This window comes from Clostridium sp. K13 (assembly GCF_019734195.1).
Taxonomy (GTDB): domain Bacteria; phylum Bacillota; class Clostridia; order Clostridiales; family Clostridiaceae; genus Clostridium.
On record NZ_JAASHM010000021.1, the window covers coordinates 82,525 to 93,696 of the forward strand.

Below are 11,172 nucleotides of genomic sequence, written 5' to 3' on the forward strand. Positions count from 1 at the left end.
AGCTTTTCGTCTCTTAATTGAGATGAAAGGCTTTTTTTATATATTTTTATAAATTTAGGGAACAATTATTAAATGTGGAATTTAAAATCAAACTTTAAAACATAAATTCACAATTGAAATAACTTGTTCTCAATTTACCTAAGGAGGTTTTTAACTATGAGTAACTACGGAACTGCCGTTGATAAAAAGTGGCAAAAGAAGTGGGAAGAAACTGAACTTTACAAATTTAATCCAGATGCAGAGGGCGAAAAACTTTATGTTTTAGAAATGTTCTCTTATCCATCAGGAAGCCAATTACATGCTGGTCACTGGTTTAACTATGGACCTGTTGATTCATGGGCAAGATTAAAGAAAATGCAAGGATATAATGTATTCCAACCAATGGGATTTGATGCCTTTGGATTACCTGCAGAAAACTTTGCAATTAAAACTGGAATTCATCCATGGGATTCTACTGAAAAGAATATTAAAACTATGGAAGAACAACTAAAAGCTATGGGTGCTATGTTTAACTGGGAAAATGAAGTTATAACTTGTACTCCAGAATATTATAAATGGACTCAATGGGTATTCTTACAATTATTAAAGAATAACTTAGCTTACAGAAAGAAAGCTCCTGTAAACTGGTGTCCATCTTGTAACACAGTTTTAGCTAATGAGCAAGTTGTTGATGGCACTTGTGAAAGATGTTCAACTGAAGTTACTAAAAAGGACTTAACTCAATGGTTCTTCAAAATTACAGAATATGCTGATGAACTATTAGAAAAACTAGATACTTTAGATTGGCCTGAAAAAACAGTTGCTATGCAAAAACACTGGATTGGTAAATCTACTGGTGCTGAAGTTAACTTTAAAGTTAAAGGTTCAGACATTAAGTTTGATGTATTCACAACAAGAGTTGATACTTTAAATGGTGTTACTTATGTTGTTTTAGCTCCTGAAAATCCATTAGTAGATGAATTAACTACTGCTGATAATAAGGCTGCTGTAGAAGAATATAAAGAAGCTGCTAAAAAGCAATCTGATATAGAAAGACAATCTCTTACAAGAGAAAAAACTGGTGTATTCACTGGTTCATATGCTATAAACCCTATAAACGGTAAAGAAGTTCCAGTTTGGGTTGGAGACTATGTTCTTGCAACTTATGGTACTGGTGCTGTTATGGCTGTTCCAGCTCACGATGAAAGAGACTTTGCTTTTGCAACTAAGTTTAACTTACCAATAGATCAAGTTATAACTAGCAAAAAAGGTGGAGAAGTTGAATTACCATATTGTGAATATGGAGTTTTAATTAACTCTGGAGAATTTGATGGATTAACTACAGAGCAAGCTAAAGAAGCTATTGTTGAAAAACTAGCTAAAGATGGTGTAGGTTCTGCTAAGGTTAATTACAGATTAAGAGACTGGTTAGTTTCAAGACAAAGATATTGGGGTGCTCCAATTCCAATAATCTACTGTGAAGATTGTGGTGCTGTTCCAGTTCCAGAAAAAGATCTTCCAGTTGAATTACCATATAACGTTGAATTTGCTCCAGATGGTAAGTCACCACTTGCTAAATGTGAGGAATTCATTAATACTACTTGTCCTTGTTGTGGAAAACCAGCTAAGAGAGAATGTGATACTTTAGATACATTCGTTTGCTCTTCTTGGTACCAAATGAGATATGTAGATAATAAAAATACTGAAATTGCATTTGATAAAGAAAAAGTAGATAAGATGCTTCCAGTTGACAAATATGTTGGTGGACCAGAACATGCTTGTATGCATTTATTATATGCAAGATTCATAACTAAGGCTTTAAGAGATATGGGTTACTTAAGCTTCGATGAACCATTCAAGAGCTTAACTCACCAAGGACTTATCTTAGGACCAGACGGATTAAAGATGTCTAAGTCTAAAGGAAATACTATCTCTCCAGATGATTATATCCAAGAATATGGTGCAGACGTATTTAGAATGTACTTAATGTTTGGTTTCGCTTATGTTGAAGGTGGAGCTTGGAGTGATGATGGTATTAAGTCTGTTGCTAGGTTCGTAGATAGAATTGAAAGATACTTAACTATCTGTAGAGAAGCTATCGAAGCTGGTACTAACAATAAAGATACTATGGATAAAGCTGAAAAGGAATTAAACTTCTGGTTAAATAACGCTATTAAAGGTGTTACTGAAGATGCAGATAAAATGCAATTTAACACTGCTATAGCTAGAATGATGGAATTCATAAATGCTTTATCAAAATATGTTCAAGAAGAAACTAAAAACTTAGCATTCTTAAGAACTGTATGTGAAAGCTTTATTAAGATTTTATCTCCATTTGCTCCTCACTTTGCTGAAGAACAATGGTCATTATTAACTGGTAAGTATTCAGTATTTAACGAAGCTTGGCCAACATTTGATCCTAAGGCTCTTGTTAAAGATGAAATTGAAATAGCTATCCAAGTTAATGGTAAAATCAAAAACAGAATTAACGTTGCTTCTGACTTAAATGAAGAAGGAATTAAAGCTGCAGCTTTAGCTAATGAAGCAATTGTAGCTGCTACAGAAGGAAAAACTATAGTTAAAGTTATTGTTATCAAAGGAAGACTTGTAAATATAGTTGTAAGATAAGTGAGAATCCAAATTTTCAATTTGGATAGTTAAAGGTACACTTTAGTGTACTCAACGACTGTAAGTAGTCTAATTTTCTTAAATAAAACAGAGACTATATCAAATTAATTTACACACCCCAAAATTTGATATAGTCTCTATTATTTTATACTCTAATCCTAATAGTATAATATTAGAATTTAATTTTTTAACTTAAAAATGTACTTATCACTGCAATTGTGATATATAAATAAGGCCCATACTTAGTAAGTGAATATTTTTTATTAGTACTTTCAATAATTGTTTTACTTGAAAGCTTCTTAAATATAATGCTTAATATCTTAAATAAAATAAATCCTAAAATAGTTCCTAAAGTATTCATTATTAAGTCATCAACATCAGTTGCCCTAATAGTAAATAATTGTCCTACTTCTATAATTAACGAAAATAAAAATCCTAAAAATACAGTAGGTAAAAATTTTCTAAATCTTTGCCATAATGTAGGCAATAATAATCCAAATGGAACAAAAAATATTATATTAAGTATAGATGAAATATGAATTCCTGTACTAAATGGTATAAGATTCAAAACCGGCTGAAATATAGATCCTCCTGCAATTATTTTCCCCTCCATATCACTTAATGCTGGAAATCCTACAATATCCTTTAATGAAACTACAAGATAAAACATAAATATATATCCAAATAAATAATGCTGCCATTTTATTTTATTTTCACATTTATTTTTTTCGCTTAAAAATCTATTTAGAACTGTTAATAAAATCATTGATAATACTATTGCTAGTAAATAACTTTTCATCATATACTTCTGCCCCCTCTGGCCTATTATTTTTTTACTAACTTTAGTATAAACTCAAATATTTAATTATAACTTTCATATTTCTTAAGATATTATTAAAACTACCTGAAATGAGTTTTCTCTAATTTAAAATATATATTTTATTGAAAGCTTAAGTTAAAATATGCTAATGTAATATTAAATATTTTATAAAATTGGGGTGTAAAAATGAATATAAGAATAGCAACATCTGACGATGCAAAAGAACTTCTAAATATCTATAAATATTATGTAGAAAATACAGCAATAACATTTGAATATGATGTACTCTCTATTGAAGAATTCTCTGGAAGAATTAAAAATACTTTAAAAAAATATCCTTATCTAATAGCTGAAAATGAAGATGGGATTTATGGATATGCTTATGCAGGTGAATTTAAAAGCAGACAAGCTTACAATTGGGCTGTTGAAACTTCTATTTATGTAAAAAATGGTGGTTCAAGACACGGAGTTGGTACTTTACTTTATAAAGAATTAGAAAAATACCTTAAGCTTCAAAATATTATCAATGTTAATGCTTGCATTGCTTATCCTAATGAAAAAAGTGAAGATTTTCATAAAAAGTTTGGATATAAGACTGTTGCTCACTTTACTAAATGTGGTTATAAGTTTGGACAATGGCATGATATGATTTGGATGGAAAAATTCATTGGTGATCATACTAATAATCCTAAGGATGTAATTCCTTTTTCTGAGCTTAACTTATAAGTAATAATTATACTTTTGCATTTAAAATAAAATGGAAGTAACACTTGTATTACCTCCATTTTATAATAACTATTTAATTTTAATAATTTGATCTTCTAATAAAGTAAATGGAGCCCAAAATTTTTCAATATAATAGTTTTTACTTTTATCTAATTTATTAAATACATAAGTTGCTTCCACATCTAATACACCTAGTATATTTTTATTCTCTACATAAATTGGAGCATGGTATTCATCTTGCTCATCTCCCTTTAAGTAAAAATCTATTCTTGATTGAATGCCTGTTGTTCTCACCTTCATAAATGTCTTATCATCTTTATCACAAATATCTAATATTTCAGTGGTTCCTTCTTTACCTAAATCATATCTGCTCTTTTCTAAGGATATTAATTCCTTATCCCTTTCCTTGACTTCACTCGCTTTATCATAACTATACACATATGGAATAAGATAAACTTCACTACTTTCACCCGGTAATCTATGTTGCATTGACATTGTGCTATTTTCTGTATCTCTTCCAGCTACTCCTATTAATTCACCTTTATTATTATCCCAAAGAATATAATTTAAATCTTCATTAACATTAATGTTATTATTCTTAGTTTCAATAAATATTCCTGTAGGATATTCTTCCACCTTAATAACTTCAATACTATTATCATTAAATACTATTTTTTTATTTATTTGATATTCCTTAACTTTTATATTACTGCTATCTAAGGATAATTCTATTGGTTCTTTTTCTAATTCTATAAAATTATTCATTGTATAATCTGTATAAAGCTTTGTAAAATCAACTTTACAATTTAAGACTTCTGGCAACTCACTTCCATCATGTGGTCTAATATATATAGTCATCATTCCAGCATAAGTATATTCATCTATAAACTCACCATACTCTAAACTATATTCATAGGAAGATGGGTTTTCTAAGTCTAAATTTATATCAAAGTAATATTGATTAGTTTGATTTAACTTTTTATCGCCAGTAACATTATAAAAAATAGTTAATTCTCTTTTATTATAATAAGCACTCTCTATATTTACCTCATAGACATCACTTTTTGTAGTACTCATAATAGGTGTAGAAACTTCTTCATATCCATCTATATCATTATTTCTGTTTAAAAATAATATTACCTCCTTTAATCCAGGAATCTTATCTGCATATGTTGGAAAACATACTCCAAAGCTTACTACTCCTACAGCTAATAATGCTATTATTGTACTTGCCTTTAATGCCAACTTTTTAGAATTGCTTGTCTTCTTTTTCCCTAAAGACTCTCTAAAGTTCCTCTTCATTTTTTGCTTCTCTATATCATTTAATGGCTGCTCATCATATTCAGTTAAATCTATTTCTACATCATTTAAATACTCTAATGAATCCTTCATATAATTCACTCCTTATCTATTTCCAAAAATAGTCTTAATCCTTTTCTTACCTCTAGAAATCCGATTATAAATAACCTCTTCATTTATATTGATTTCTTCAGCAATATCCCTTATCTTTTCTTCATTTATATAATATCTTATAAATATCTCCTTATCCTTTGGCTTAAGTGCATTTAACAAAGAATCTATTTCGTTTTTAAGTTCATTTTCCTCAATAGATTTTGCTATATTATCTTCTCCTTTAAGTTCAATACTTTCTAATTCTTCATGAATTAAATTTAAATTTAAGTATTTCCTCTGGTATCCTATACATTTATATTTAGCTACTGCTGCCAACCAAATTTTAAAGTTTCCTTTTTCATTATCAAACTTGTCAATACCGTTCCAAATAGCTAATAAAATATCATTAATACATTCATCTTGATAATCTTTTAAGTTATATAAGTGCTTATTTACAATAGCTTTAATTAAAGCACCATAAGTATCAATAACATAATCTAAAGCCTTTTCATTCTTTTTATTTAAATACTTTATAAAGTTCTTTTCATTTACTCTCATGAACTTCTCCTTTCTGTAAGACCTTACACTTATTAATTAGCTTAAAATATATATTTTCTATCAAAATTACTAAAAAAATTTATCTTTTTAGTAAGTACTGTATATATTTTAAAATAACATTATTATAAAACTATTTAATGTATCAATAAACTAAATAAAACTATCCCATTTATATTGAGATAGTTTCATAAATTTAGTTATTTAATTATCTATAACATTCTTATATCCAATGTATGTAGCATAAAAATATCCACCATAAACTACTACAAATATTAATGCTGTTATTAATGCCGAAAGTAATATATCATAATTTCCAAATGTTTTTAAGTATTTCTCGACTATGTTTATTCCTACAATAGAATGTACTATTGCAAGTGATAGAGGTAACATAAAGAAAGTACTAACTTCACTTAAAATACTCTTATTAATTTGACTACTTGGTGCTCCAATTTTCTTTAATGCCTCATACCTATCAACAGATTCATTACATTGTGATAATTGTTGAAGTGCTAAAACTGCTGCACTTGCAAGTAAAAATACTATTCCAATATAAATTGAAACAAAAAGTATTATTGTTGACATACCAGTATTAGCATCATAAGCAATTTCCCTAGTCATTGCTGATAATTTAATTTCATCACCTAAACCTGTATTCTCTACATTTATATATTTTTCTAATAGTGTGTCTACTTGCTTCTTCTTTTCTTCTTTATTTGCGCCTACATAATTGATATTAATATATTCATACACCGGTACTAAATTATTAAAAAATGAATCCGGAAGAATTAAAGAAAATATATTATTACTAGCTCCTGATGTTGCTAAGGAATCTTGTAAAACCTTTTTCTCCTTAATTTTATAAGTTTTATTATCTATACTAAATTCATTATTCTCCTTAAAAAATCTCTCTATAGTTGGAATAAGATTATCGTAGTTTGATGATAAATAAACTTCATCATCTTTTAAATCCAAGGTTTCTTCTCCAAGTAGCTCTCTATTTTTATTTAAATCTGAAATTGATATAGCTTGTGTTTTTTCAAATATTGGATTGAAGTTTATAAGCTCTGAACCTGTATCAGTATATTGTCCTAATATACTTTTTAAAGCAAAATCTATAGAATATATATTCATTGTTATATACTTAGTACTATCATCTAAAATAACACCACAATTCCCTAAAGCTTCTTCAATAGAAATATTACTTACTTCATTATCCTTTCTTAAGGAAAAAGACAAATCAAAAGGTGTATAATCCTTTATGCTAGTTTCAAAAGATTTTTTCATACTAAATCCTGATGTTAATATGCCTATAGTTATAAACAGCATTAAACAAATAACTGTCATTGATATAAAATTGGTATTAAATTTACTTGTTATTTGTCTTACTGTAAAAGTATTAAGGTTATTAAAATATGCATTTTCATTTTTCTTCAATATTGATAATAATACTGATGAAAGACCAAAGAAAAATCCTACTGTTCCTATAATGCCTAATAAAACTGATGTCATAAATCTTGGATCAGTAAAATCTAAATTAGTAACTGTGGCAAAATAATAAGCGATTATTAAAATTACTATAGCTAAAACAAGAATTACCCATGACACTATTGCATTCCTTACTTTAATCTTTTCGCTTTTTTTAGATGAGTTTATTAAATCTATAAGCTTATATTTTGAAATTACTATAATATTAAATATAACAACTATAATATAAATTAATCCAAAGTAAGTTATTGACTTTAAAATCGCTTCACTTGAAATTACAAATTTATATTTTGACAGTTCAACTAAAAACATTTTTACTGTTAATAACGATAATCCTTGTGATAATACTAAACCTAATAATAATCCGGCTATAAGTGATATAAATCCAACTATTAATGTCTCCATAAGTAATATAAACGATATCTTACCTTTGCTCATACCAAGCATCATATATATTCCGAATTCTTTTTTCCTCTTTTTTATTAAGAAGTTAGTAGCATATATAATTAGTCCTGCCAATATAAATGAAACAAATATTGATACTCCACTCATTAAATTTTTCATAACTTCAATATATGATGTTTGAACTGTATTCATTTTTGCAATTGCCATTTGTGAATCTAATGAATTGAAACAATAAAATATGCAAACTGCAAAAGTTAATGTTAAAAAATATATTGCATAATCCTTAAAGCTCTTTTTAATATTTTTTGCTGCTATTTTAGAATACATCTGAAGTGTCACCTCCAAGTAAAGTAACTACCTCAATTATTTTATTAAAAAATTCTTTTCTACTATCATTTCCCCTAACAAGCTCATTAAATATTTTTCCATCCTTTATAAATAGAATTCTATGAGCATAGCTTGCTGTAAATGCATCATGTGTAACCATTAAAATAGTTGCTTCTAACTCCTTATTTAATTTCTCTATTGAATTTAATAACATTTTAGATGATTTAGAATCTAATGCTCCAGTTGGTTCATCCGCTAATATTAACGATGGATTAGTTACTATAGCTCTTGCCGCTGCAACTCTTTGCTTTTGTCCACCTGACATTTCATAAGGATATTTATCTAATACTTCACTTATTCCTAAATTTTCTGCTGACTTTTCTATTAATGGTCTTACTTCCTTCCCCCTCACTCCACCTATAGTTAATGCAAGAGAGATATTTTCATAAGCTGTTAAGGTGTCTAAAAGATTAAAATCCTGAAATATAAACCCTAACTTATTCATTCTAAATCTATCTAATTTCTTTCCCTTAAGCCTTGTTATATCTTCTCTATCAATTTCAATACTACCCGTGGTTACTTTATCTATTGTTGATATACAATTAAGTAATGTTGTTTTACCACTTCCTGATGGACCCATTATTCCAATGAATTCACCCTTATCTATACTAAAACTTATACTGTCTAAAGCCTTTGTTACATTATCCTTATTACCATAATACTTTTCTACGTTCTTTACATTTAAAATACTTTTCATTTAATATCCCCTCCCTGTTTCTTACAATCACAAGTATACCCTCATGCAAAAATCCAATCTATCGAAAAGTCTTTCAACTTTCTTTCAATAATGTAAGATTCTCCAGCGGGATCAAATCCAAATATTGGTTTGACCCCGCAGGCACGCTATATTTCACTATATTTGTCGAATACTTGTAAGATCACCTAATGGGAATATAATATTAACTTTTGTTCCTTGTTCATATTTTGATGTTAATGTAATATTTAGTCCTAGCTTTCTACAAAGCTTTTTGCATAAGTACAATCCTATTCCTGTTGATTTACCAAGGATTCTTCCATTATGTCCTGTAAATCCTTTATTAAAAACCTTATCTATATCTTTATCAATTATTCCAATACCGTTATCTTCTATTGTTAATATGACCTTATCACTAATTTTCTTAGTATAAGCCTTTATTTTAGGCATTTCATTACTTTTAGAATCTGAATTTTTCTTATACTTAATTGAATTTACTATAATTTGATTAATAATAAATTCAACCCATTTTTCATCACTTATAACTGTATCACTTACCTGTTCTATATCTATTTGAAAGCGCCCATTTATTAAATCATACCTATTATTCCGTATAACTCTTTTTATTGTTTCCTTTATATCAAACTCTTTTATAATATAATCTTTACTTACATCTGTACTTCTTGAATAATATAAAACCTGTTCAACATAACCTTCTATTTTGTTACTTTCATTTTGTATTATAGTCTTTGCTTTTCCCTCACTATTTTCAGCAACAAGTTTTGTTAATGCAATTGGAGTTTTTATTTCATGAACCCAAGCTTCTATATATTCTCTATATTCACTTTGCATTATTTTATATTCATTTACATGTTCATGCATAGCTCTATTACTTGCTTCTAAAATCTCATATAATATTTGCCCTTCATAGCTTTTAGGCCTTTTTATTATCTCTGGAAGTAAATACTTTTTATCTAGTTTATTGCTTATTTCTATTAATTCATCATAGAACCTCTTCTTCCCAATAAAATCTAAAAGCATATATATTAAAACTGGCATAAACCATATTAAAAATAAAATCATTCTAATTTCTATGCTAGTTTCTGCTAATCTCATTATTATTGCACAAAATAAAAACGTAATTATATTTAGTATGAAAAAGGGCAATTTACTTATAATATATTTTACTAAACTCATAGCAAGCTGTACCCTATTCCTCTCTTAGTTTCTATAGCATCCTTAAATCCTATTGAATCTAATTTTTTCCTTAACCTTGCAATGTTAACAGATAAGGTATTCTCATCTACAAACATATCTGAATTCCATAAATAATCCATTAATTCATCTCTAGATACTATAACTCCCTTATTTTTAATTAAACAGCTAAGTATTTTAATTTCATTTTTAGTTAAATCTACAGTTGAATTATTAAACTCCATTACCCCTGTTGTAACATTAAGCTTAAGACCTTTATGTTCTAATATTTCCTGATACTTTCCACCTGAACTTCTTCTTAAAAGCGATGCTATTCTAGCTAAAAGAACTTGAGTATTATATGGCTTTGTAACAAAATCATCTGCCCCTAAATTCATGCTCATAATTTCATCCATATCACTATTTCTGCTAGTAACAATTATTATTGGAGTATTTTTAACTTTTCTTATTTCACGACATATATAATATCCATCATAGTAAGGTAAATTTATATCGAGTAAAATTAAATCTGCATTATCTTTTAAAAGTGTTTCCATAATATTATCAAATTTATCTGGGCCATAGGCTTCATATCCATATCTTGAAAGAAAATCTATAAGTTCATTCTTTAAATCTTTATTATCTTCAACAATTATAATTTTTTCCAATTTTATCACCTCATTGCTATTATATTTAACTTTACCTAATAAGTCTAACTTCTATTCACCTTATACCAGAATAATAAAATAGAGTGTTGATCTATTTTACTCAACACTCTATTTGACAGTTACTTTGTATATTTTTAATTTTATTTAAAATAAACTCCATGTAAATGTCAATATATTTTTGTATAAAAATTGGAAAATAATTATGTACAATAATTAGAATTTACATTTTAGTCAAA

At 27.6% G+C, this 11,172-nt stretch carries 9 protein-coding genes and 1 other annotated feature (1 of these 10 only partly in view); of the genes, 2 read left to right on the forward strand and 7 right to left on the reverse strand.

The annotated features are described in order from the left end of the window. Nucleotides 1-17 (forward strand) — a binding site (T-box leader); it begins 273 nt to the left of the window's first position. Nucleotides 18-156: 139 nt separating this feature from the next. Next, the gene (gene leuS, locus HCG76_RS12370; protein WP_221701033.1) at nt 157-2,607 is read left to right on the forward strand and encodes a leucine--tRNA ligase; all 2,451 of its coding nucleotides are present in this window, start codon (nt 157-159) and stop codon (nt 2,605-2,607) included. A gap of 187 nt (nt 2,608-2,794) precedes the next feature. Here leuS and HCG76_RS12375 read toward each other — a convergent pair whose 3' ends face one another. Beyond that, nucleotides 2,795-3,409, reverse strand: coding sequence for a VanZ family protein (locus tag HCG76_RS12375; protein WP_260458155.1), 615 nt, complete (start codon nt 3,407-3,409; stop codon nt 2,795-2,797). Nucleotides 3,410-3,613: 204 nt separating this feature from the next. Here HCG76_RS12375 and HCG76_RS12380 point away from each other — a divergent pair, with 204 nt between their 5' ends. Continuing rightward, on the forward strand, nt 3,614-4,153 hold the full coding sequence (locus HCG76_RS12380) for a GNAT family N-acetyltransferase (RefSeq protein WP_221701032.1): 540 nt from the start codon (nt 3,614-3,616) through the stop codon (nt 4,151-4,153). Between the two features lie 69 nt (nt 4,154-4,222). Here the strand turns inward: HCG76_RS12380 and HCG76_RS12385 are convergent, their stop codons facing one another. The 6 genes from HCG76_RS12385 to HCG76_RS12410 all read right to left on the reverse strand — a co-directional run bounded on the left by HCG76_RS12385 (nt 4,223) and on the right by HCG76_RS12410 (nt 10,936). Further along, entirely contained in the window at nt 4,223-5,545 is a 1,323-nt protein-coding gene (locus HCG76_RS12385; protein WP_221701031.1) for a DUF4179 domain-containing protein, read from the reverse strand. A gap of 12 nt (nt 5,546-5,557) precedes the next feature. After that, complete coding sequence (locus HCG76_RS12390; protein WP_221701030.1) at nt 5,558-6,103, reverse strand: sigma-70 family RNA polymerase sigma factor; 546 nt, start codon at nt 6,101-6,103, stop codon at nt 5,558-5,560. Between the two features lie 201 nt (nt 6,104-6,304). Next, nucleotides 6,305-8,320, reverse strand: a complete 2,016-nt coding sequence (locus HCG76_RS12395) for an ABC transporter permease (protein WP_221701029.1) — start codon at nt 8,318-8,320, stop codon at nt 6,305-6,307. Continuing rightward, complete coding sequence (locus HCG76_RS12400; RefSeq protein ID WP_221701028.1) at nt 8,310-9,077, reverse strand: ABC transporter ATP-binding protein; 768 nt, start codon at nt 9,075-9,077, stop codon at nt 8,310-8,312. The genes HCG76_RS12395 and HCG76_RS12400 overlap by 11 nt, the downstream gene beginning before the upstream one ends. A gap of 156 nt (nt 9,078-9,233) precedes the next feature. Next, nucleotides 9,234-10,271, reverse strand: a complete 1,038-nt coding sequence (locus HCG76_RS12405; RefSeq protein WP_221701027.1) for a sensor histidine kinase — start codon at nt 10,269-10,271, stop codon at nt 9,234-9,236. After that, the gene (locus tag HCG76_RS12410; RefSeq protein WP_221701026.1) at nt 10,268-10,936 is read right to left on the reverse strand and encodes a response regulator transcription factor; all 669 of its coding nucleotides are present in this window, start codon (nt 10,934-10,936) and stop codon (nt 10,268-10,270) included. Before HCG76_RS12410 ends, HCG76_RS12405 begins: the two co-directional genes overlap by 4 nt. Between the last annotated feature and the right edge of the window lie 236 nt (nt 10,937-11,172).

What these genes read in the sequence shown, in the direction of transcription:
- leuS (WP_221701033.1), top strand. Translation starts at nt 157, where the DNA reads ATGAGTAACTACGGAACTGCCGTTGATAAAAAGTGGCAAAAGAAGTGG.
- HCG76_RS12375 (WP_260458155.1), bottom strand. Translation starts at nt 3,409, where the DNA reads ATGATGAAAAGTTATTTACTAGCAATAGTATTATCAATGATTTTATTA.
- HCG76_RS12380 (WP_221701032.1), top strand. Translation starts at nt 3,614, where the DNA reads ATGAATATAAGAATAGCAACATCTGACGATGCAAAAGAACTTCTAAAT.
- HCG76_RS12385 (WP_221701031.1), bottom strand. Translation starts at nt 5,545, where the DNA reads ATGAAGGATTCATTAGAGTATTTAAATGATGTAGAAATAGATTTAACT.
- HCG76_RS12390 (WP_221701030.1), bottom strand. Translation starts at nt 6,103, where the DNA reads ATGAGAGTAAATGAAAAGAACTTTATAAAGTATTTAAATAAAAAGAAT.
- HCG76_RS12395 (WP_221701029.1), bottom strand. Translation starts at nt 8,320, where the DNA reads ATGTATTCTAAAATAGCAGCAAAAAATATTAAAAAGAGCTTTAAGGAT.
- HCG76_RS12400 (WP_221701028.1), bottom strand. Translation starts at nt 9,077, where the DNA reads ATGAAAAGTATTTTAAATGTAAAGAACGTAGAAAAGTATTATGGTAAT.
- HCG76_RS12405 (WP_221701027.1), bottom strand. Translation starts at nt 10,271, where the DNA reads ATGAGTTTAGTAAAATATATTATAAGTAAATTGCCCTTTTTCATACTA.